The following is a 21,660-nucleotide window of genomic DNA, read 5'->3' on the forward strand; positions in this document are numbered from 1 at the left end:
GGTCAGTTCTCCCACTGGAGGTCGTCAACGGCGTCGAGGATGCGGTCCACGCCGGGCAGGTAGTAGTGCTCGAGCTTCGGGGCCGGGTACGGGACGTCAAATCCCGTCACGCGGCGGATGGGGGCGGCGAGGTAGTGGAAGCAGCGTTCCTGGACCCGCGCCACGATCTCGGAGGACACCGAAGCGAAGCCGTGCGCTTCGGCGATCACCACGGCCCGGCCGGTCTTCCGGACGGACGCGCACACGGTCTCATCGTCAAAGGGAACGATGGAGCGGACATCGATGACCTCCAGCGAGCGCCCCTCTTCCGCAGCGGCCGCGGCAGCCGCCAGTGCGGTGGGCACGGACGGTCCGTAGGCGATCAGCGTTGCGTCGGTGCCGGAACGGGCGACGGCGGCCCGGCCTTCCGAGGACGTGCCAGCCTCGACGTTAAGAAAGTGCTGCGCCCGGAGATCCTCGAGGTCCACCAGGTCCTTGGACCAGTAGAGCTTCTTGGGCTCCATAAACATCACGGGGTCATCCGAATCGATGGCCTCCCGCAGCATCCTGTACGAATCGGCAACAGTTGCCGGGGTGAACACCTTCAGGCCGGCGGTGTGGGCGTAGTAGGACTCGGAGGAGTCGCAGTGGTGCTCCACTCCCCCGATCCCGCCGGCATAGGGCACGCGGATCACCATGGGAAGTTTCACGGTTCCCTTGGTGCGGTTGTGCATCTTGGCCACGTGGCTGACGATCTGCTGGAACGCCGGATACGCAAACGCGTCGAACTGCATCTCCACCACCGGCCGCATCCCGTTCATGGCCATCCCCACGGCCATGCCCACAATGCCGGACTCGGCCAGCGGGGTGTCGAAGCAGCGCTGCTCCCCGAACGTCCTGGTGAGTCCGTCCGTGATGCGGAAAACCCCGCCCAGCAGGCCCACGTCCTCGCCGAAGACCAGGACGGACGGATCGGCGTGCATGGCATCCGCCAAGGCCGTGTTGAGGGCCTTAGCCATGGTGACGGCCTGCGGTCCGGAAGCTTCAGCCACAGAAGCGGCGGAAGCCGCAGCCCGGGCAGTTGCTGCGCTGACGTTGCCGTTCGCCTCGGACGATGTGGTGATGGTCGGACTCATTTCGCCGCCTCCTGGGTTGACGCTTCGCGGGCAAGTTCGTCGGCCAGCATGGCCGACTGCTCCTTCAGCTGTGGTGTGGGCACCGAGAACACGTGCCGGAAGAGTTCCTGGGGGTCCACCGGGACGTCCTCGCCCAGGCCGTCCCGCAACTGGGTGGCAACTGCTTCCGCCTTTTCCGCGATCCGTGCGGCGCCGTCGTCGTCCAGCAGTCCGCGCCCGGTGAGGTAGGTCTTCATCCGGCTGATGGGATCCTTGGCCAGCCACTCGGCAACTTCGCTGTCCTGGCGGTAGCGGGTGGCGTCGTCGGCGTTGGTGTGTGCCTGCATCCGGTAGGTGTGCGCCTCCACCATGAGCGGCCCGGAGCCTTCCCGCGCGAGCTTCACCGCGCGGTCCAGTACGGCGAGGAGGGCCACCACGTCGTTGCCGTCCACGCGTTCGCCGGCCATGCCGTAGCCCACGGCCTTGTGGGCGAGCGACGGCGCCACGGACTGGTGCGCCAGCGGAACAGAGATCGCGTACTTGTTGTTCTGGACGAAGAAGACCACAGGCAGGTGGAAGACGGCGGCGAAGTTCAGGGCCTCATGGAAGTCGCCTTCGCTGGTGGCGCCGTCCCCGCACATCGCCAGGACCACGGTGTCCTCGCCGCGGAGCTTGGCCGCGTGCGCTACGCCCACGCCGTGCAGCAGCTGGGTGGTGAGCGGCGTGCACTGGATGCCCACCTTGTGCCGGGCCGGATCGTAGCCGCTGTGCCAGTCACCCCGGAAGATGGTCATGGTCTCCACGGGATCAACTCCCCGGGCCATGACCGCCACGGCGTCCCGGTAGGTGGGGAACAGCCAGTCGCCGTCGGAGAGGCAGAGTGCGGCTGCCACCTGGCAGGCTTCCTGGCCATGGCTGGACGGGTACACGGCCATGCGGCCCTGGCGGACCAGGGCTGAGTTCTGGTCGTTGACGCGGCGGCCGACGACGAGCTGCTCGTAGGCGGCCATCAGTTCCTCATCGCCGGGCAACGGGTATTCGTGGCCGGGTTCGGTGCCCTGCTCGCTTTCGGCTTTGAGCCGTCCGTCCGGGTCCACCATCTGGATCTGGTGACGGGCGGGCAGCATGTAGTCCTCTACTGTGATGCCGAACTTGCGCACCGCCTCGGATACGGCATCTTCAGCCGGCAATCGCTGGGCCTGGTCCTGCGCAGAGTGGTCCGCGGAGATCGTCATTGGTCCGTCCTTCTATAGCCACTAGTCACCCCCAGTATCACCCCAAGGGAAGATTCGTATCCAGTACTTCGCAGAATCATGGAAGGTTCCGCCGGATGGACCTAGTCTGGAAGACGAATTGAAATGTGATCTGGACAACGAGCAGGAGCGGTGGACGAATTGGCACGACTTGAAGGAGAGTCCGGGGAGGTGCCCCTGGACGACGTTGATCGCCGGATCATCGCCGAACTCACCCGGGACGGGAGGATGTCCGTGACCCAGGTGGCTGAGAACGTCCACATCTCCCGGGCCCACGCGTACACCCGCATTGCGCGGCTGACTGGCGAAGGTGTACTGACCAAATTCACGGCCTTGGTGGACCCCATCAAGGCCGGACTGAAGTCCTCCGCCTACGTGACGCTCAAGGTGAGCCAACACTCCTGGCGCGAACTGCGCGAGCAGCTCAAGGCCATTCCGGAGGTCCACCACGTCGCCCTCGTGGGCGGCGATTTCGATGTGATCCTGCTGGTGCGCGCCATCGACAACACCGACTTGCGACGGGTGATCTTCGACCAGCTGCAGGCCATGCCCGGCGTCCAGGACACGCAGACTTTTCTGGTGTTCGAGGATGTTGATACGCGGTAGTAGATGGTGTCCTAGAGGCATCGCCGCGTCCGCAGAAGGCGGCTCACTCAATCAGCGTGGCCCAGGACTCCAGGAACTTCTCAGCAAGATGCGCGTGCCCGGCGGTGTTCGGGTGCGCACCGTCAAAGTCGAATTCCGGGCTGTTGGCACCCGTGAACCAGCCGGCCTCGTAGGCGTCGATGAACGGAGCACCGGCGGCTGCGGCCCCGGCGCGGACGCCGCTGTTCACACCTTGCACTTCCTCCGCTAACGGCTGGGGGGGCCGAGGGCCCAAGAACCACTACCTGGACGCCGGGCCAGAACCCGCGGGCCGCCTCGATGGTCTGCGCCGTGGCGGTTTGGATTTCATCAGGACTGGTGATCAGGGCGTCGTTCTGGCCGCCTTGCAGAATGAGGACGTTGGGGACGAAGCGCGGATCCGCAGCGATTTCCCGCAACCGGACGTCGTACTCAGGGGCCTGGTTGTCCTGCGGACCACCGCCCCACGCGAAGCCGGTTCCGCCCGCACCGTCGACGATGGTGGGGTATCCGAGCGAGTCGGCAACAACGTACGCCCACCCCTGGCCTGGCTGGTCCGCGCCCACACCGGCAGTGTACGAATCGCCAAGAATCAGGAGGACGGGCTGGGCGGGAAGCTGGATTTTCAGCTGTTGGCAACGATGACCTGGTGATCTTTATCAACGACGCCCTGCCCGTTGTAGCAGTAGTGGTAGGAACCGTCCGCGGTCTTCATGATCCTCGCGTCCGGGTCCGTGAAGTTCCGTTGGGCCGTGGGCTTGGGGACCGCCGCGGCCGCGGCGGCATCTCCCTTCCCGGAAACATCCTCATCATCGTCCCCGCGGGCGCGGGCCTTCTCCTCGGCTTCACGGCGTGCCTTCTGGGCGGCTTCGGCTTCGATGGAGGCCCTGGCGGTGGCCATCGCCTGGGCGCGCCGGGCCCGGTTGGCCAGCTCGGCGGGCAGTTCATCGCCGCGTTTGCCCGGCCCGAAACGGGCGTCCTCGGCCGCGTCCACGGTCTTCGCCTCCGCCATCAGGTCGCTGATCTCATCGGCCAACACCTTCTGCTTCTCCGTCAACCGGGCATAACTCATGGCCTTGTGCCGCGAGGCGTCGGCCCGGACCTTCGTCCCGTCCAGTGCCACATGGCCCAGCGAGACCATGCCCGCGGCCCGGCAGAGCTCCAGCGCCTGCAGGAACACATTGGCCAACGCCGCGAGGTGGCGTTCGCGGAACCGTCCGATCGACCGGAAATCCGGGGCCTGCTGGGCACACAACCAACGGAACGCGACCACATCCGTGCAGGCCCGCTCCAGTTCCCGCGAAGACCGCACCCCCACGCAATACCCGTACAGCAGGATCCGCAGCATCAGCCGCGGATCATACGGCGGCTGGCCCTTCGCCCTGGCGTAGGAAGCATAGAACTGGGTCAGATCCAGCTCCCCGTCGACGAGTTCGCCAATGAACCGGGCCAGATGGCCCTGGGGCAACCACTCCTCCAGCGACGGCGGGACCAGCATCACCGCATCGGGCTCGAACGCCTTGAAGCGTTTGTTGATCCCGCCGTTGGCATCCATCGGGACATCGGTGGGCTGCTCGACCCGCTCGACCAGAGACTCGTCGAACAAACCATCCTGCGCGGAAGAACCAGTAACCATGCCCACGATTCTCCCAGCCGCCCCTACCAGGACATGGTTATTCTGTCGGCGTTTTAAGAATTACGGCCTGTCATTTCTGACCCACGCACCTAGGGACCAGTATGATTCGTTAGGCCTTCTGAGCGGCCAGGGCCGTACTGAGCAAGGTGCCACAGCGGTCTACGCAAGCCGACAGGATCGGCTCCCTTTGCTTCGAGCATCTTGGAGCGGACAATTACGGCATCATTATTAGTCATCGGCTTGGCCACCTCGAACGCCACCCACGCCAGCAGGGCCACCGCCACATTCGAGGTTACAAGGTAGTTGTTCGCCAAGTTGGAGACCAGAACAACCGTCAGCACACCGAGCAGAGGGCTGTGGAGCTTCACGGCACGCACCGTTGTGACGAGCAGACCGAGTCCAATAATTGCCGCACCGACGTACCCAAGTTCCAACAGTAACTGAATGTAGCCGTTGTGAGCGTGGGCGCTAAAACCGAGGTACAGTGCCAAGTCAGGGCTACCTCCGATCCCATACCCAAAAGCTGGTTGGTCGGCAGCGAGGTCAAGCGCAATCTGCCAAATCGCTGAGCGCCCGCTTAGGGTCGGCGACCGGCCAAGGAGACCCAGGACATATGTCTGAATCGCGTCGATGCCACCCGAAATCCAAAGTAGGCCTGCGGCCACCAGCAAGAAGCAGATAATCGCTCGGAACCTCGGCATGCAGGCCCAGATGGTTGCGACCAGGCCGGCGCCCATGGCGAGCAGACCTGTGGCGGAGTCAGATATTACAGTCACCCCACCCATCAGGGCCGCTTGCACGAGATACCGAATAGATGATCTCTTTGTCAGCCAGAAGGACACCGCGAGGACAGTACCAACGCCCGATGCGAATCCCAGCTCGCTATTCCAGGCGAAAACACCGACAGCCATTTGCTCTATGACTCCATCTGGACGTCGCGCTGCAGCCCTGCCAATTGAGGGCGCCACCAGAATCAGAACGAGCGACACCACAGACGTCCAAAGCATGACGTTCAGAACGAGTTTTGAGGCTTTCTCGAGGCTATGGGTGGCGGCCAACAGAGCCCCGATCAGGACGACGCAGACCCATCCGGAGTAGGTCATGAAGGAGCTGGTCACGTTCGGCACCCATGCTAGCGAGATCAGCGCGAAGAAGAACATGGCGAGCCACCAGAACTCACGAGCCAGAAGCGGAAGAATTTTTGTGAGCAGGCCTAAGGAGAGCACAATCGCGATCGCACTGGTGGCATACCGCAGATCCGAATAGTTCAGGACTGTAGGCGAGTCGGAAATGAATCGGATTCCGGTGCCCGCAGCAGCGGCGATGCCTATCGTTAGGCCGAGACCTACGAACCGTGCTGAGTTGGTCCGAACATAGAGGCCGACCCCTACCGCAGCCACAATCACGAGGGCCAGGAGCGGCCACAGGACCGACAGGATCACGGCGCCAGCAACCACAATTAAACCGCCAACGTACCAGCCTGCCCCCTGAATATTCACACAGGTCAGGATACAGCCCAGGAGTGTCCGAAAGAGCTCTGAGCCAAAGGTCGTTACTTTTCCAGACGACGGAATTGGCAAAGCGCTGCGCGGTCGTGAACAGGCGTGCGCACAGACGATTCCGCGGTCCGCACCGCGCTCCCGAGCAGTGCGCCGGACGAGTCGCCCTACAAACAGCCGCCATCGGCCGGACGGAGATCAATGACCTACACACGTCCACGTCTGACCCCGCTCCCGTGAAGCACAGCTACGGTCCAAGCGAACGACCTTCAACTAGCTTCTAACGCCGGCGTGGTGGATGCCCAGACCTTTCCGGTCTTTGAGGACGTCGAGCCAGAGCGACGGGCAAGTATGACGCCGCGGATTGCAGACTACGAAGCTATTTCACGCCCCATTTCCAGCAGAAATCTCATTCCAGACACGCAAGGAGCTATGAACAACTCCAATTACATCGAAACATCCATCGACGGTAACATGGCAGACGAACAAGTATTCAGGAGTTGTCATAGGCGAAGTCACGCACGCCTGCCGGGGGGCCGAACTTTCCATACAGGTGCCAGTCCTTAGTGTCCTGCTCGACGGACCATCAGGAGTTCCTAGGTCGTCCCATCACGCCGGGTGTCATTGATACCGTACGAGCCGCCGTAGTGACCGCCAAGATAAAGCCAACTTTGAGTGTTCCATCAGACGCACGCCAACGCTCACCAAGCCTTGTTCGTGTTTCCGGACTCCAGCAGCTGCTCCAGAAATCACGTCGCCTGTCCGCGCACAAGAATTCCATTGAATAGAAAGGGTCCTAATGACCTCGCTCGATGCAGGGCGCCTAGATTACGTTGCCCTAACGGAACACATCCGAGTAGCCGACTCCGACCAATCGGGAATAGTCCGAGATGCAGCATTGGCGTACGTTGAAGCCCGCGATTCTGGGACCGCAACAATCGCCACAGCGCTCCATGTGGGTGGTCTAAATGCGATCAAGACAGCCTTCTTCCCCGAGGCCCTGCAGCGTGCCCGTCTCGTGTATGCAGATGGAGTTGCAGTTGTCTTACTCGCCAAGCTCGCGGGCGCAGCGAACATTCGGCGCGCCGCAACCACTGACATCGGCATCCCGGTAGTTGAGGCGATCGCCAAAATCGAAAATCGCCCAGCGCGTGTCGCCCTAGTCGGAGGTAGGGCTGACCTAGCAGAAATTGCCGGCGCAAAATTGGGGACCATGACGAACGTTGAGCTAGTGTTCGCGACAGATGGCTACAAGGATCACGTAGAGTGGCAAGCCGCAATTGCTGATCTAAGGAATAGCAACCCGGACATAATCCTGCTGGGCATCGGATCGCCTCAGGAATTGATATTTGCTGATCGTTATCTCGCAGACATGCCGCCCGCCCTGATAATGACCTGCGGTGGTTGGTTCGGATTTCTCGCAGGCGACGAACGCCGAGCACCCGCCCTGCTTCGCGCGACGGGATTCGAGTGGCTGGGTCGCCTCGCCCAAGATCCTCGCCGCTTGGCAGTTCGTTATGGCCTGGGGGCCTTTACCTTTGCCTCCATGGGCATCAAAATCGTCACGCGAAGAATGGGGATATGGCGATGATACACAGAGTAATTTTTGTGGTTGGCAATACAGTGCAGCAGGAAAATGCCGTCCAAGTTGCAAAGCATATGTCCAGCATTCATGTGTCATTTCTGAATCTCTGGACGGGAAAACTTCACGACAAAGCTTTCAGCTTCGATGGCCACTCTCCTAGTGTCTCAATCCGGAGGATTACCCAGATCCTCTTCCGGTCGCCCATCACGGCACAGGACATAACTGTCATTCCACAGGACGTCGGTCTCCTGCAACGACTACTGGTCCGCCGGGCAAAACGCGCCGGCAGCCTTACGGTCCTCATGCCTGACGGCGTGGCGGCCGCTGGTGCGAATACCAATGGTTCGAGGGCGCGACTTGCCCTTCGGACACTTGTCGACACGGCCGTGAAGTCCATGGGCTTGGTTGAAGGCAAGGCTGGGAGCATGGGGAGTTCCAAACCCCATATCGTAGCAAGCTGGGGTGCTGGCTGGGACTCCGCCTTCGCCGCTGGTGAAGCCACAGAGTTCCGTCATCTTGGCTGCCCACGCATGGACGCCTACGCATTTATTCCCCCGCCCACCGAATCAACAAACCTGCTTGTATGCAGTCAACCCCTCGGCATCCCATCCTGGTCACGGCCTTACGCGCGTGAATGGTACGCCTTCTTGGGCGAACTACTCGACCAACCGATTCCGAACTATCACATACGCGTCCGCCTCCATCCCGCCGAGCAAAACGATCCGGCAGTTCCGGAACGACTGCGAGCAGCCCACCTGAGGCAACCTCTAGTCACGGATATCGAATGGGCTTCTCAGGTTGCTTCGCCGTTTTCAACGGTACTAGTAGAAGCCCTCGCCGCAGACCGCCCATTTCTTGCTCTCGGGCGCGATAAGGCCTTTGAGGCTCAGGCGAATAGGACACCGTTCTTTGCAGACAAGCGCATAACGGTCGCTCCGTGGACCGCAAAGGGCGTTCAGAGTGCGCTTCATGAATTGCGTAATCCAGCGGGGCTCAGAGAGGACTACTTAAGTTTCATAGGGACCTCTGCTCGAATAACGGGTGAGCTATTCGAAACTTTGGCTGCCCAGCAATTGCAATTAAATGGCAAATAATAGGCGTTCAAACTTTGCTTTAGCAACTATTTCATTTGTCATCAGCCTAGCGGCTCAACGCGGCTTACCATTTTTTGCCCTTCCAATTGTTGCCAGGGCAACATCTCAATTCGAGTACGGCGCGGCAACTTTGGCAATTTCAATTGCTTCCGTCCTTAGCGTCATCATGACTCTTGGAATAAACGCTGCAATGCCCCGTCTTTATGCGCAAGAGGGCTCCACTGCAAAGTCAGCCTCTTGGGTCGCCTTAGCCTTAGTCCAAGTTGCGTTTGCAGTCGTTCTAGTTGTCGCCGTGGGCGGCGCCGCTACAGTGATTGGCCCAGCCTTCCTCGGCGCTGACACCCAAAATTTTGTGCTGCCAGCACTAATCCTGGCTTTTGCTTCCTCCATCCAGATGACCTATCAGGGGATATCGATCGCCCGCGGGGCCAGCTCTCGCCTTCTCATTGCCACGCTCTTGCAGCTGGCTGTTGGCCTTACGCTGGCTCAAATCCTATCAACGGCATTCGGTGGCGCGGGCTATATCTATGCTCTGGCCTTTTCATCGATATTGGCAACAAGCCTCCTAGCTGCATTCGCTCACCCCAAGCCAGATTGGCGAAAGATGGCAGTTCGGGCGGGACTGAAGTTATCGATGCCCTTCATCGGGCAGGGACTATCGACTTGGCTGTTGGCACTGTTTGACAGAATTGTGATTGGAGTGTTGCTAGGCGCCACCCAAGTTGGTGGCTACCAAGTGGCTTACATGGCTGGAAGCGTGCTCGGAATGGTTCTCGAAGGGTTCCAGGCCGCTTGGGGTCCGCGATACCATAAATCCCGATATACGCACAAGAAGTTGCTTCTCGCCCGATTACTGAATCCAAGCATTTGGCTTGCGGCAGTTATGATACTACTTCTGTGCAGTGCGGCGCCACTTCTTTTGCCTCTGATCGCACCTTCTTACGACGTTAGTTATGCACTCGTGACACTTGTGGCTCTGTCGTCCTTGCCACGTGGAATCTACTTCGTTTGCATTGCGGCGCTTCTCAACGAAGGACGATCCACATCAGTAATGACCTCGACACTAATCAGTGCAGTTTTTACCGTTGTCGCTGCACTCATGCTTATTCCTCAAGTCGGTGCAATCGGCGGCGGCGTCGTGACCTTGGCCGCATTCATAATACAGTCGCTAATTGTGCTACATCGTGCATTCAAATGGCCGCTTCGTCGGACGGTTGCACTTGTGGTCGGGCCAGTCCTAGGCCTAGGGGTCTTACTTGTGCTAGGTGGACAAATTGCTCAACTCCACCCAGCCATGAACCTAGTTCTTCCGATCTTACTGGTCATACCAACTGCCGTTGTGGGCTGGAAGTCCTTTAAGTCATTCGGATCCGTTCTGGCCGGCTGGCAAAAGGACGACGGCTAGGTGCATCCTGTCACCGCTATTCAAATTGTCCTGAGTCTATTTCCCTCTGCGTAGGCGATTAGGATAAGCCTGGAAAATCGCCGCTTCAAAGTTCCCCGAGAAATAGGTCCGCTTTCTATCTCGCAAAGGACTCCCAGTCCCAGGACTCTGGACGGTGAGCTATTGGGTGTGGGGTCAGGGGTTTTTGATTTCGTAGCGCAGGATGAGCCCGGTGCCGGGGTAGCGGGTTTGGGTTGTGGTGAGGTGCTGGCAGAGATCGCTGATTGCTGCCGTGGCCCGCGGCGTGGTGAGTGGGTCCAGCCGGATCGTGAGGTAGCCGGGGGTGGTGGTGTCGATGTCGCCGCTGCCGGTGAGAGCCTGGCGTGCCAGTGTGTGGGCTTCTTCGGCGGCGCGGGCGTAGCCGGTGTTGGTCAGGATTTCCCGGGCGAGGGTGGTGGCGGTGTTGAATGCGGCCATCCTGATCGCGTGGGTGATGAGTTTGGTCTCGGTGTCGAGGACTTGTTGGCCGGGTGAGAGTTCTCCAACGGGACTCTGACGGGGATCTTCTGGTGGGCAGCTTCTGCCTGGCCCAGGGCGGTTTCCGCGTCCCAGAGGGGTGCGGTGACCTGGTTGTGCATGGCGTTGGTGATGGTGACTTCGTTGGTGCCTGGGGCTGGTGTGCGCAGCGCGAGCATGGCGGCGTCTGTTCGGGCCAGGACCTGGTCGTAGTGGGCGCGGGCGGCGACGACCTTTTGGTAGGCCTTTTTCTTGTCCGGGTTCGGTACTGACCTTTCGGGGTCATCATCGGTGGAGGGGTAGGCGTCGTGGGAGTCCAGGTCGAAATGGATGCGGGCGTAGCGGAAGTAGTTTTCCTGCCGCCAGCGGGAGCCCATCCGGTAGATCACTTCACCGGCGGGCATCCCCTGATCGGTGGTGAGGATGTGGATCTGCCGGGTTGTCCCGCCCCGGGCCGGGACGATGCGGCTGATCTGTCGCATCCGGAACGCTTCCCCGGTGGCGGCCATGGCCAGGTCAACGGCCGTGTCCGCCGCGTTCCAGGTCCTGGGTTCCCCGTGGGCGTCAACATGGGCGACCTCGGTGAAGCGGTTCTCGGGGATGTCCGTTGTGGTGCCTTTGCGCCAGGTCAGGACGTCGAAGCCGGCCTCGTCCATGTGCTTGAAGAGCGACGGTGACCAGCCTCCCCGGTCAAAACGGCTCTTCAAGGTTCCCGGGGAAATAGGTTCGTGTTGTAGTCAGCAAAGGACTCGTGGTCCTGCTGGGATGAGTGTTACTACGCATTCAACCTGAACAGGAACCACGAGCCTTGATAGAGCCTACTTGGGCTGGCCATGATGCTGCCAGCATGATCTTCAACCTGCATGATTATCGTGTCTTGGCTACTGCCGTGCTCCCTGACGGGGTTCGTCATGTCACCGTGGAGTCCACCTTCCCGCCGGGCTGCCCGAGCTGCGGGGTCATCGCTTCCCGGGTCAAGGAACGCCGCTGCCAGAAGCTCCGCGACATCCCGGTTGCCGGCTCCGTAGTGCTCCTCTGGGACCAGGGCTCCTGACACAGGAGGATGCTGGGGAGTGACTTCCGCGTGGTTCCGCTGATCTTGTCTGCGGGCTGGCTGTTAATTTTTCCCTGTTTGCGATAAAATCTAGACAAGATAATTGATCGTGATGAGCGGGGTGGGAAGATGGGTGCGATGACTGCTCAGCTGCCTCTTCCTGCCTCGATGGACGCCGGAGCCGTCCCGATAGGCGCCGCCGCGTCGCTGGTCGAAGACGAGGAAGGCGGCCGGGTTTTCGTCCATGGCGAGCTCTCCTACGGTTGGGATGCCGGGGATTCGGTGTCCCGTCGGTTCGCGGCGGCGAAACTGGCGGACATCAAAGCCGGTTCGGTCGCCGAGGTAGCTGCCGTGTTCGGAGTGGATCCGGGCACGTTATGGCGGTGGCGCCAGGACCCAGGACTCTGGACGTAGCGATTTAGTTTTTGAGTGACGTTTCTTTGTTTTTGATTTCGAATCGTAGGATCCGGTCCGTGCCCGGGTAACGGGTTTCGGTGGTGGTGAGGTGGGTGCAGAGCTCGCTGATCGCGGTGGTTGCCCGTTGGGTGGGGAGCGGATCGAGACGGATGGTGAGGTAGCCGTCGATGCGGGGGTCGATGTCGCCGCTGCCGGTGAGGGCCTGCCGGATCAGGGCGTGGCCTTCGTCCTCGCCGCGGGCGTAGCGGGTGTTGGTCCGGATTTCGCGGGCCAGGGTGGACGCGGTGTTGAACGCGGCCATCCGGATGGCGTGGGTGAGTTGTTTCGTCTCGGTTTCCAGGACCTGCTGGCCGGCGGCGATCTCGCCGAGGGGTACCCGGGCGGGGATGTCCCGGTGCGCTGCCTGCGCGGTCTCGAGAGCGGTTTCAGCGCTGAGCAGGTCCGCGGTGATCTTGTTGTGGATGGTGTTGGTGATCAGGATTGTGGTGGTTCCGGGCGGCGGGGTGCGGGCGGCGAGCATCGCGGCGTCGGTCTCGGCCAGGGTTTTCTCGTACCGGGTCCTGGCGGCGAGGACCTGCTGGTAGGCGAGGCGTTTGGCCGGGTTCGGCACTGACCGTTCCGGATCATCATCGGTGGATGTGTAGGCGTCGTGGGAGTCCAGGGCGAAGCGGATCTTGGCGTAGCGGAAGTAGTTTTCCTGCCGCCACCTGGCGCCCATCCGGTAGATGATCTCTCCGGCGGGCATGCCGGTGGTGGTGAGGATGTGGATCTGCCGTGACCCGCCGCCGGGGGTGTTGACCTGGCGGGACAGCTGGCGCATCGGAAAGACTTCACCGGTCGTCCCGACGGGCACCTCCACGGCGGTGTCGGCGGCTTCCCAGGTCCGGGTTTGTCCGTGTTCGTCGGTGTGGGCGACCTCGGTGAACAGGGATGACGGAATGTCTTCGGTGGTGCCTTTGCGCCACGTCAACACATCGAAGTTGTTCTCTGCCATGTGTTTGAAGAGTGCCGGGGACCAGCCGCCCCGGTCGAACCCGACCAGCACCCGGCGGTCATCCCCGATGATGGTGCGCAGTCTCGGCAGGAGACGGCGCAGTTCCCCGGTCAGCGCGGCCCCGGGCTCGGCCATGACCACCAGCACGGGGGCGCCGGCAGCGTCGGCGACCCAGGTTTCCTCGGTCGCCGGGACCGGGAACTTCAACCTCGTTGAATGGACTTTCCCGATCTTCCGCGTGCCCTGGTAGGCGCGGACATGCCCATCAACATAGAGCACAGCAGCCAGATCCCCGCCCTCGTCGTGACTGCCATTGAGGTGTCTGGCAGCCATGGCGGTCAGCAGCTCTCCGGCCTTGCCTTTCGTGGCCAGGGCGGCGGTTTTACGGCGGAGGGTTTTCACTTCCGGGGCGCGGTCCAGGCCCAGGACCCTGCCGAGCGCTGCCGGGTCGATCCGGGTGATCCCCTCGGCGCGTGGTTCCCCCGCCAGGGCCTGGAACACGGCGCCGGTCAGGATGGTCTCCAACCCGTAGAACCCGTTCGGCAACGCCCCGAAGACCTCCTTCGCGCACTCCAAAAGCCCGGTGCGCTCGAGGGCGGGCAGGGCCAGGAACAGTCCGGCCAGCGGCACCCTTGCTGCGGGTGCGAACACCGGTGCCGCGCACTGGACCAACCCGGTCCGGGCCCACGCCCGTTCGCCGGACCGGTCCACCGGTGCAGGGAGCACCGGCAACTCCTCTTGGACCGGCTCCGTTACCGGAGGACCCGGGTGCGCAGCAGCCGGCTCTTCCGGGGCCGGGGTTTCCATGGCCAGGGTGCGGCGGACACTGAATTCGGAGACGCCCACAGCCGCTCCAACGGCGCGCAGGGATAATCCCGTCGCACGAAGGGAACGGATCCGGGACATCACGGCGTCCGTCAGCCGGCTGGGCCCTTTCGGGCCGGACTTTTCCGGGGACAGGCCCAGCACACCGGCCGCGGCCAGGTCCTGGCGCCACCGCCATAACGTGCCCGGATCCACTCCGAACACGGCAGCTACCTCGGCGACCGAACCGGCTTTGATGTCCGCCAGTTTCGCCGCCGCGAACCGACGGGACACCGAATCCCCGGCATCCCAACCGTAGGAGAGCTCGCCATGGACGAAAACCCGGCCGCCTTCCTCGTCTTCGACCAGCGACGCGGCGGCGCCTATCGGGACGGCTCCGGCGTCCATCGAGGCAGGAAGAGGCAGCTGAGCAGTCATCGCACCCATCTTCCCACCCCGCTCATCACGATCAATTATCTTGTCTAGATTTTATCGCAAACAGGGAAAAATTAACAGCCAGCCCGCAGACAAGATCAGCGGAACCACGCGGAAGTCACTCCCCAGCATCCTCCTGTGTCAGGAGCCCTGGGACCTGGCCGCGGCCGGTGTGCTGGGCCTGTCCCCGGAAAAGTCCGGCCCGAAAGGGCCCAGCCGGCTGACGGACGCCGTGATGTCCCGGATCCGTTCCCTTCGTGCGACGGGATTATCCCTGCGCGCCGTTGGAGCGGCTGTGGGCGTCTCCGAATTCAGTGTCCGCCGCACCCTGGCCATGGAAACCCCGGCCCCGGAAGAGCCGGCTGCTGCGCACCCGGGTCCTCCGGTAACGGAGCCGGTCCAAGAGGAGTTGCCGGTGCTCCCTGCACCGGTGGACCGGTCCGGCGAACGGGCGTGGGCCCGGACCGGGTTGGTCCAGTGCGCGGCACCGGTGTTCGCACCCGCAGCAAGGGTGCCGCTGGCCGGACTGTTCCTGGCCCTGCCCGCCCTCGAGCGCACCGGGCTTTTGGAGTGCGCGAAGGAGGTCTTCGGGGCGTTGCCGAACGGGTTCTACGGGTTGGAGACCATCCTGACCGGCGCCGTGTTCCAGGCCCTGGCGGGGGAACCACGCGCCGAGGGGATCACCCGGATCGACCCGGCAGCGCTCGGCAGGGTCCTGGGCCTGGACCGCGCCCCGGAAGTGAAAACCCTCCGCCGTAAAACCGCCGCCCTGGCCACGAAAGGCAAGGCCGGAGAGCTGCTGACCGCCATGGCTGCCAGACACCTCAATGGCAGTCACGACGAGGGCGGGGATCTGGCTGCTGTGCTCTATGTTGATGGGCATGTCCGCGCCTACCAGGGCACGCGGAAGATCGGGAAAGTCCATTCAACGAGGTTGAAGTTCCCGGTCCCGGCGACCGAGGAAACCTGGGTCGCCGACGCTGCCGGCGCCCCCGTGCTGGTGGTCATGGCCGAGCCCGGGGCCGCGCTGACCGGGGAACTGCGCCGTCTCCTGCCGAGACTGCGCACCATCATCGGGGATGACCGCCGGGTGCTGGTCGGGTTCGACCGGGGCGGCTGGTCCCCGGCACTCTTCAAACACATGGCAGAGAACAACTTCGATGTGTTGACGTGGCGCAAAGGCACCACCGAAGACATTCCGTCATCCCTGTTCACCGAGGTCGCCCACACCGACGAACACGGACAAACCCGGACCTGGGAAGCCGCCGACACCGCCGTGGAGGTGCCCGTCGGGACGACCGGTGAAGTCTTTCCGATGCGCCAGCTGTCCCGCCAGGTCAACACCCCCGGCGGCGGGTCACGGCAGATCCACATCCTCACCACCACCGGCATGCCCGCCGGAGAGATCATCTACCGGATGGGCGCCAGGTGGCGGCAGGAAAACTACTTCCGCTACGCCAAGATCCGCTTCGCCCTGGACTCCCACGACGCCTACACATCCACCGATGATGATCCGGAACGGTCAGTGCCGAACCCGGCCAAACGCCTCGCCTACCAGCAGGTCCTCGCCGCCAGGACCCGGTACGAGAAAACCCTGGCCGAGACCGACGCCGCGATGCTCGCCGCCCGCACCCCGCCGCCCGGAACCACCACAATCCTGATCACCAACACCATCCACAACAAGATCACCGCGGACCTGCTCAGCGCTGAAACCGCTCTCGAGACCGCGCAGGCAGCGCACCGGGACATCCCCGCCCGGGTACCCCTCGGCGAGATCGCCGCCGGCCAGCAGGTCCTGGAAACCGAGACGAAACAACTCACCCACGCCATCCGGATGGCCGCGTTCAACACCGCGTCCACCCTGGCCCGCGAAATCCGGACCAACACCCGCTACGCCCGCGGCGAGGACGAAGGCCACGCCCTGATCCGGCAGGCCCTCACCGGCAGCGGCGACATCGACCCCCGCATCGACGGCTACCTCACCATCCGTCTCGATCCGCTCCCCACCCAACGGGCAACCACCGCGATCAGCGAGCTCTGCACCCACCTCACCACCACCGAAACCCGTTACCCGGGCACGGACCGGATCCTACGATTCGAAATCAAAAACAAAGAAACGTCACTCAAAAACTAAATCGCTACGTCCAGAGTCCTCAGGACTCGGGACATGGTGAGATTTCGGGTGTGGGGTTTCAGGCCTTCATGAACCGCGCTGGGTTTGATGGAGACTTCGTTTATGCAGTCTGCGTTGACAGAATACACGTTTGTTGATGGGTGGTTTCAAATTCCGTTGGCGGAATGTCCCCGATGCTTGTGTGCAGCCGTTCGGTGTTGTACCAATGGACCCAGCGGGCCGTTTCGGACTCGACGTGCTGGCGTGATTTCCAGGTGGTGAAGCGGTCGAAATCGATCAGTTCGGTCTTGTACAGTCCGATGGTCGATTCCATCAGGGCATTGTCGTACGCGTCCCCCACGGTACCGATTGAGCCCTCCATGCCCGCAGCGACCAGATGCTCGGTGAGCATGACGGAGGTGTACTGTGACCCGGCGTCGCTGTGGTGTATCAGCCCGGTCGCGGTGAACTCGCTGTCGGTACGCCGGCGCACCGACAGGGCCTGATGGAGGGCATCAGTGACGAGGGGCGTCTCTTTGCTCATCGAGGCCTTCCAGCCCAGGATCCGCCGTGACGCCGCGTCCGTGACGAAAGACACATAGCAGAACCCCGCGTACGTCCAGACATACGTAAAATCTGCGACCCAGATCCTGTCCTGGACGCCGGTATTCCACTGGCGTTTCACCCGGTCCGGGAACCTTGCCGCCAGGTCATCACGGCGGGTGGTGAAGGTCTTGTGTCCGCCGCGCAGCACACCCCGCAGCCCTGCGGCACGCATCAGCCGTCCGACCCGGTCCCGGCCGATCTCGTGGCCTTCACGCAGGAGCTTCTTCCACATTTTACGGACACCGTAGACGCTGAAATTGGCTTTATGGATGGTCTTGATGATGTCGATCATTTTCCTGTCTGAGAGTTCGCGTTTGGACACGCCGCGCTTGATGGCGGCGTAGTAAGTCGACGGGGCAATCCTGGTCCCGTGCTCGGTGAGCACGGCGCAGATCGGTTCGACGCCCCATCGCAGGCCTTTGGCGTCTTTACGGTCCTTGTGGGCCGTAATGAAGGCAACTATCTGGTGTGTGGCCGGTCGATCTCGGCCGCGAAGAAAGCCGAGGCCGCCTTCAGGATCGCGTTGGCCCGGCGCAGCTCGGCGTTCTCGCGCCGCAGCTTCTTCACTTCGTCGTTCTCCGCCACCGTCGCCCCGGGCCTGGAACCGGTCTCGATCTCGTGCTGGACGATCCAGGGCCGCATCGTGTCCGCGCTGACGCCCAACAGGGCACCTACGTGCTTCCGGGCGGCCGTTTCCGACTCGCCGGCAACTTCACCCCGGCGCTCGAGATACATCCGCACCACGCGGGCCTTGGTTTCCTCATCAAATTTTCTACCACTTGCCATGACTCTATTCTCCGTGTGAGGTTAGAGTCTCCATCAAACCCAGGGTGGTTCATCATCTTGATTTTGTAGTGCAGGGTGAGGTCGGTGCCGGGGTAGCGGGTTTCGGTGCTGCTGAGGTGTTCGCAGAGTTCGGCGAGGGCGTTGGTTTTGGCTTTTGTGGGCAGCGGGTCCAGGGTGATCGTCAAGTGGCCGGGGACGGTGGGGTCGATGTCTCCCGATTGGCTAAAGGCTTGGCGTATGAGGGCGTGGGCTTCGTCGGCACCCCGTTTGTAGCCGGTGTTGGTGCGGATCTCCCGGGCGAGGGTCATCATCGTGTTGTAGGCGGCCATGCGGATGCCGTGATGGATGAGTTTCGTCTCGGTGTCGAGTACTTGCTGGCCGGGGGCGAGTTCACCGAGCCGAACCCGTGCCGGTAACGCCTCGTGGGCGGCTTCGGCTTGGGTGAGTGCTGTTTCGGCCGTCCAGAGTGGTGCTTTGAGGTGGTTGATCATGTCATTGGTGATCAGGAAGTCCCGGGTGCCGGCAGGTGGGGTTTTCAGGGCAAGTTCGCCGGCATCTACCTTGGCGGTGACGTCCGCGTAGTGTTTCCTGGCGGCGAGGACTGCTTGGTAGGCCTTCTTTTTGGCAGGGTTGGGGACCATCCGCTCCGGATCGTCATTGGTGCTGGTGTAGGAATCGTGGGAGTCCAGGTCGAAGTGCATTCGGGCGTAGCGGAACTGGTTTTCCTGTCGCCACCGGTTCCCCATCCGGTGGATCGCCTCCCCGGTGGCCAAATGGTCCTCGGTGGTGAGGATGTGGATTTGCCGGGTTCCGCCCCCGGTCGCGGCCACGATCCGGCTGATCTGTCGGAGCGCAAACACTTCCCCGCTGGTTTTCGTCGTTGTTGCCAGGGGCAGGTCAACGAGCGTGTTCGCCGCCAACCAGGCCCTCGTTTCGCCGTGCTCGTCAACATGGGTGACCTCGGTGAACAGGGAGGGGTCAATGTCCTCGGTCTTGCCTTTGCGCCAGGTCAGCACGTCAAAACCATTCCCGGCCATGTGTTTGAACAATGCTGGTGACCAGCCGCCGCGGTCAAAGCCGACCAACACCCGCCGGGAGTCTCCCACCGCGGTACGGAGTTCGGGCAGGAGCCGGCGCAGTTCCCCGGCCAGGGACGCGCCTGGTTCGGCCATGACCACAAACACCGGGGCGCCGTGGGCGTCACTGACCCAGGTTTCCTCGGTCGCCGGGACCGGGAACTTCAACCTCGTCGAGTACAACTTCCCGATTTTCTTTCTGCCTTGGTAGGCGCGCACGTGCCCGTCAACGTAGAGGATCGCTGCCAGGTTCTCCCCGCCCGGGCCAAGGTTGCCCAGATGATGGGATGCCAGGGCCGCGATCAGCTCCTGCGCCTTGCCGGCTTCGGCGAGCTGGCTGATCCGACGGCGGATCGTTTTGACCTCCGGGGCCCGATCCAAACCCAGGACCCGCCCGAGGTCATCCGGGCTGAAACGGGACGCGCCCTCGGCGCGTGTTTCCCCAGCCAGGGCCCGCAACACCGCATCAGCCAGGATCGTTTCCAGCCCGTAAAACCCGTTCGGCAACGCACGATAAGTGGCTTTCGCGCACTCGAGCAGACCGGAGCGTTCCAGGGCGGGGAAAGCCAGGAACAACCCGGCATGCGGGATACGGGCGGCCGGGAAGAACGCCGGGACCGCGCACTCCACTACGCCCGCGGCGGCACGCTCCACGGAACGGGCAACGGGTGCCGGCAGGACCGGAAGCTCCTCCTGGACCGGCTCTGAGAGCATCAGGGCGGGCGCTGCGTCGTCACTGGGTGCGGCATCCTGGCTGCCAGCCATCGTCACGGCACGCCGGACGGTGTCGGTGGAGACCCCGGTTGCAGCGGCCGTGGCACGCAGGCTTGCCCCGGTGGCACGGTAGGCGCGGATCTCTTCAGCTTTCGTCTCCGTCAACACCGAGGCACGCTTGGGGCCCTTCTTTTCCGGCACCAGGGCCACCAGCCCCTCGCTGGTGAGCAGCTTGCGCCAGCGACGCAAGGATTCCGGTGTCACCCCGAACCCGGCAGCTACTTCATTGACCTGGGCCGCACCGACCTGTACCAGCTGGGCAGCAGCCAAACGTCGCAAGTCTTCCCGGCCAGCCGGCCATTCAAAAGACTTGAATCCATTAATGAAAACCGTTCCACCAGAGGCCTTGCCATCGAAGAACGCCACCGCGTCCCCAATGAGCGCGGCACCGACTTCTTCCAAGACGGGCAGGGCAGGTTGAATCGTCATTGAAGTCATTGTTTCACCCACCCACACAAGAAAATCATCACAAATCTATTTTCTCACAGAACGGATTGAATTAACAGCCCCCAGCAACCAAAAACACCGCAAATCCAAGGAAGCACAAAAACTACCTACCGACCATGTCCAGAGTCCTGGATCTACACGCAGGCTCCGGGAGACGCTGGTGGACGCGGTCATCGATTCTGGCCGTGCCGTATCCGAGACGGCCACGGCGTTCGGGATCTCGTGGTGGCTGGTCCAACAGGTCATCGGTGAGGCCGCGCTCCGCCTGCCCGACGTGGACCTCCTTTCGCCGCGGATGCTGGGCATCGACGAGCACCGGTACCGGTCGGTGCGGTTCTTCCAGGACTCCGGCACGAAGGCCTGGACCCGGTATGAACCGTGGATGACAACGATCGTGGATCTGGACACCGGGCAGGTCCTGGGCATCGTGGACGGACGCGACCACAAGGGTGTCGGCGACTGGCTCTTCGCCCGGCCGCTGGACTGGCGGCTGGGGGTGCAGGTCGTCGCGATTGACCCGTCCGCGGCGTTCCGGAAGGCGCTGCGGATGTGGTTGCCGCGCACGGCGGTGTCGGTGGATCTTTTCCACGTGACGATGCTGGCCAACGACATGCTCACCACGGTCCGTCAGGGCCTGTCCCAGCAGGTAAGGGGCCGGCGGGGCAGGGGCCACGGACCCGGCGTGGGCGAACCGGATGCTGCTGCTGAAAGCAAACGAAAACCTTTCAGAACGCGCCCGCCACCGACTCGCCGGGGTGTTCGCCGCTGATGACCCGACGGGCAGCCTCGAGGTCGCCTGGCAGGTGAAGGAGCAGCTCCGCACCCTACTGAACACAAGTTCCCTGGAGGACGCGGGTGCGGCGAAGAACGCGCTTGCTGACCTCGTGGAACGGGCAGCAATGCCCGAGACCAACAGGCTCTACCGCACCGTCTGCCGCTGGTGGAATGAGATCGAAGTCCTCATTGTCACCGGCGCGACAACAGCCAAAGTCGAGGCGAATAACACAGCGATAAAGCACATCAAACGCACGGCGCGAGGCTACCGGAACCCGGACAACTACAAATCGCGTATCCTCTTGAGAAGTGCAGCCCGGATGGCAGCATAAGCGTTCATCTCAGCAGACCATTCCCCGGGAACCTTGAAGAGCCGTCAAAACCGACCAGCACCCGCCGGGAGTCTCCGATGATGGTGCGCAGTTGGGGCAGCAGGGCCCGCAGTTGACCGGTCAGGGCGGTGCCGGGTTTGGCCATGACGACCAGCACCGGGGACCCGTGCGCGTCGGAGACCCAGGTTTCCTCGGTCGCCGGGACCGGGAACTTCAGCCTCGTGGAGTGGACTTTCCCGATCTTCTTCCCGCCTTGGTAGGCGCGGACGTGCCCGTCAACATAGAGCACAGCAGCCAGATCCCAGGACTGTAAAACACGTGTCCAGCTCTGCTATGCCGCCAAACCGTCGGCATGAACATTCC

At 62.6% G+C, this 21,660-nt stretch carries 17 protein-coding genes and 3 pseudogenes; 8 read left to right on the forward strand and 12 right to left on the reverse strand.

Features of this window, described 5'->3' with window-relative positions:
* Positions 1–2: 2 nt before the first annotated feature.
* Together ACQCS0_RS16635 and ACQCS0_RS16640 are read right to left on the reverse strand one after the other, a co-directional pair.
* Positions 3–1,115, reverse strand: a complete 1,113-nt coding sequence (locus ACQCS0_RS16635) for an alpha-ketoacid dehydrogenase subunit beta (RefSeq protein ID WP_426939876.1) — start codon at positions 1,113–1,115, stop codon at positions 3–5.
* The gene (locus ACQCS0_RS16640) at positions 1,112–2,329 is read right to left on the reverse strand and encodes a thiamine pyrophosphate-dependent dehydrogenase E1 component subunit alpha (RefSeq protein ID WP_426939877.1); all 1,218 of its coding nucleotides are present in this window, start codon (positions 2,327–2,329) and stop codon (positions 1,112–1,114) included. Before ACQCS0_RS16640 ends, ACQCS0_RS16635 begins: the two co-directional genes overlap by 4 nt.
* Positions 2,330–2,488: 159 nt before the next feature.
* On the opposite strand from ACQCS0_RS16640, the gene ACQCS0_RS16645 reads away from it, so the two are divergent.
* The gene (locus ACQCS0_RS16645; RefSeq protein ID WP_426939871.1) at positions 2,489–2,953 is read left to right on the forward strand and encodes an Lrp/AsnC family transcriptional regulator; all 465 of its coding nucleotides are present in this window, start codon (positions 2,489–2,491) and stop codon (positions 2,951–2,953) included.
* Positions 2,954–2,996: 43 nt separating this feature from the next.
* Here ACQCS0_RS16645 and ACQCS0_RS16650 read toward each other — a convergent pair whose 3' ends face one another.
* The 4 genes and pseudogenes from ACQCS0_RS16650 to ACQCS0_RS16665 all read right to left on the reverse strand — a co-directional run bounded on the left by ACQCS0_RS16650 (position 2,997) and on the right by ACQCS0_RS16665 (position 6,106).
* Positions 2,997–3,182 (reverse strand): hypothetical protein, encoded by a 186-nt coding sequence (locus tag ACQCS0_RS16650; protein WP_426940238.1) that lies wholly within the window; start codon positions 3,180–3,182, stop codon positions 2,997–2,999.
* A gap of 61 nt (positions 3,183–3,243) precedes the next feature.
* A pseudogene (locus tag ACQCS0_RS16655) lies at positions 3,244–3,537 on the reverse strand (SGNH/GDSL hydrolase family protein); the annotation flags it as partial.
* A gap of 68 nt (positions 3,538–3,605) precedes the next feature.
* Positions 3,606–4,508: pseudogene (locus ACQCS0_RS16660) on the reverse strand (transposase); the annotation flags it as partial.
* Positions 4,509–4,696: 188 nt separating this feature from the next.
* A complete protein-coding gene (locus ACQCS0_RS16665) occupies positions 4,697–6,106 on the reverse strand; it encodes an O-antigen ligase family protein (RefSeq protein WP_426939878.1) in 1,410 nt (469 codons plus the stop codon).
* A 799-nt stretch (positions 6,107–6,905) separates the two neighbouring features.
* On the opposite strand from ACQCS0_RS16665, the gene ACQCS0_RS16670 reads away from it, so the two are divergent.
* The 3 genes from ACQCS0_RS16670 to ACQCS0_RS16680 are packed head-to-tail and all read left to right on the forward strand — an operon-like array spanning position 6,906 to position 10,190.
* Positions 6,906–7,697, forward strand: a complete 792-nt coding sequence (locus tag ACQCS0_RS16670; RefSeq protein ID WP_426939879.1) for a WecB/TagA/CpsF family glycosyltransferase — start codon at positions 6,906–6,908, stop codon at positions 7,695–7,697.
* Positions 7,688–8,785 (forward strand): hypothetical protein, encoded by a 1,098-nt coding sequence (locus ACQCS0_RS16675; protein ID WP_426939880.1) that lies wholly within the window; start codon positions 7,688–7,690, stop codon positions 8,783–8,785. Before ACQCS0_RS16670 ends, ACQCS0_RS16675 begins: the two co-directional genes overlap by 10 nt.
* Positions 8,775–10,190, forward strand: a complete 1,416-nt coding sequence (locus ACQCS0_RS16680; RefSeq protein ID WP_426939881.1) for a lipopolysaccharide biosynthesis protein — start codon at positions 8,775–8,777, stop codon at positions 10,188–10,190. Before ACQCS0_RS16675 ends, ACQCS0_RS16680 begins: the two co-directional genes overlap by 11 nt.
* A gap of 174 nt (positions 10,191–10,364) precedes the next feature.
* On the opposite strand, the gene ACQCS0_RS16685 is transcribed toward ACQCS0_RS16680, so the two are convergent.
* Positions 10,365–10,646 carry a putative transposase gene (locus ACQCS0_RS16685; RefSeq protein ID WP_426939882.1) on the reverse strand — a complete coding sequence of 94 codons (282 nt, stop codon included), beginning with the start codon at positions 10,644–10,646 and terminating at the stop codon, positions 10,365–10,367.
* Positions 10,601–11,392, reverse strand: coding sequence for a putative transposase (locus ACQCS0_RS16690; RefSeq protein WP_426939883.1), 792 nt, complete (start codon positions 11,390–11,392; stop codon positions 10,601–10,603). Before ACQCS0_RS16690 ends, ACQCS0_RS16685 begins: the two co-directional genes overlap by 46 nt.
* 140 nt (positions 11,393–11,532) lie before the next feature.
* Here ACQCS0_RS16690 and ACQCS0_RS16695 point away from each other — a divergent pair, with 140 nt between their 5' ends.
* Positions 11,533–11,739, forward strand: coding sequence for a hypothetical protein (locus ACQCS0_RS16695; protein WP_426939884.1), 207 nt, complete (start codon positions 11,533–11,535; stop codon positions 11,737–11,739).
* Between the two features lie 138 nt (positions 11,740–11,877).
* On the forward strand, positions 11,878–12,153 hold the full coding sequence (locus tag ACQCS0_RS16700) for a helix-turn-helix domain-containing protein (RefSeq protein WP_426939885.1): 276 nt from the start codon (positions 11,878–11,880) through the stop codon (positions 12,151–12,153).
* A gap of 4 nt (positions 12,154–12,157) precedes the next feature.
* Here ACQCS0_RS16700 and ACQCS0_RS16705 read toward each other — a convergent pair whose 3' ends face one another.
* On the reverse strand, positions 12,158–14,392 hold the full coding sequence (locus ACQCS0_RS16705; RefSeq protein WP_426939886.1) for a putative transposase: 2,235 nt from the start codon (positions 14,390–14,392) through the stop codon (positions 12,158–12,160).
* Between the two features lie 40 nt (positions 14,393–14,432).
* Between ACQCS0_RS16705 and ACQCS0_RS16710 the strand changes: the two genes are divergently transcribed.
* Positions 14,433–16,523 (forward strand): putative transposase, encoded by a 2,091-nt coding sequence (locus ACQCS0_RS16710; protein ID WP_426939887.1) that lies wholly within the window; start codon positions 14,433–14,435, stop codon positions 16,521–16,523.
* 100 nt (positions 16,524–16,623) lie between these two features.
* Here ACQCS0_RS16710 and ACQCS0_RS16715 read toward each other — a convergent pair.
* Together ACQCS0_RS16715 and ACQCS0_RS16720 are read right to left on the reverse strand one after the other, a co-directional pair.
* Positions 16,624–17,894 (reverse strand): IS3 family transposase gene (locus ACQCS0_RS16715; RefSeq protein WP_426939888.1). Its coding sequence is split into 2 segments (ribosomal slippage): positions 16,624–17,609 and positions 17,609–17,894, totalling 1,272 coding nucleotides; the frame shifts between segments, so codons are not numbered across the junction.
* A complete protein-coding gene (locus tag ACQCS0_RS16720; RefSeq protein WP_426939889.1) occupies positions 17,780–20,173 on the reverse strand; it encodes a putative transposase in 2,394 nt (797 codons plus the stop codon). Before ACQCS0_RS16720 ends, ACQCS0_RS16715 begins: the two co-directional genes overlap by 115 nt.
* A 151-nt stretch (positions 20,174–20,324) precedes the next feature.
* Between ACQCS0_RS16720 and ACQCS0_RS16725 the strand changes: the two are divergent.
* A pseudogene (locus ACQCS0_RS16725) lies at positions 20,325–21,297 on the forward strand (ISL3 family transposase); the annotation flags it as partial.
* Positions 21,298–21,301: 4 nt separating this feature from the next.
* Here ACQCS0_RS16725 and ACQCS0_RS16730 read toward each other — a convergent pair.
* Entirely contained in the window at positions 21,302–21,595 is a 294-nt protein-coding gene (locus tag ACQCS0_RS16730) for a putative transposase (RefSeq protein ID WP_426940234.1), read from the reverse strand.
* Between the last annotated feature and the right edge of the window lie 65 nt (positions 21,596–21,660).

This window comes from Pseudarthrobacter sp. S6, from assembly GCF_050156575.1.
GTDB lineage: Bacteria > Actinomycetota > Actinomycetes > Actinomycetales > Micrococcaceae > Arthrobacter.

Excerpts from the sequence above, each read along its gene's own strand:
- ACQCS0_RS16635 (WP_426939876.1), bottom strand. The coding sequence starts at position 1,115 with ATGAGTCCGACCATCACCACATCGTCCGAGGCGAACGGCAACGTCAGC.
- ACQCS0_RS16640 (WP_426939877.1), bottom strand. The coding sequence starts at position 2,329 with ATGACGATCTCCGCGGACCACTCTGCGCAGGACCAGGCCCAGCGATTG.
- ACQCS0_RS16670 (WP_426939879.1), top strand. The coding sequence starts at position 6,906 with ATGACCTCGCTCGATGCAGGGCGCCTAGATTACGTTGCCCTAACGGAA.
- ACQCS0_RS16675 (WP_426939880.1), top strand. The coding sequence starts at position 7,688 with ATGGCGATGATACACAGAGTAATTTTTGTGGTTGGCAATACAGTGCAG.
- ACQCS0_RS16680 (WP_426939881.1), top strand. The coding sequence starts at position 8,775 with ATGGCAAATAATAGGCGTTCAAACTTTGCTTTAGCAACTATTTCATTT.
- ACQCS0_RS16685 (WP_426939882.1), bottom strand. The coding sequence starts at position 10,646 with ATGGCCGCATTCAACACCGCCACCACCCTCGCCCGGGAAATCCTGACC.
- ACQCS0_RS16695 (WP_426939884.1), top strand. The coding sequence starts at position 11,533 with ATGATCTTCAACCTGCATGATTATCGTGTCTTGGCTACTGCCGTGCTC.
- ACQCS0_RS16700 (WP_426939885.1), top strand. The coding sequence starts at position 11,878 with ATGACTGCTCAGCTGCCTCTTCCTGCCTCGATGGACGCCGGAGCCGTC.
- ACQCS0_RS16705 (WP_426939886.1), bottom strand. The coding sequence starts at position 14,392 with ATGACTGCTCAGCTGCCTCTTCCTGCCTCGATGGACGCCGGAGCCGTC.
- ACQCS0_RS16720 (WP_426939889.1), bottom strand. The coding sequence starts at position 20,173 with ATGACGATTCAACCTGCCCTGCCCGTCTTGGAAGAAGTCGGTGCCGCG.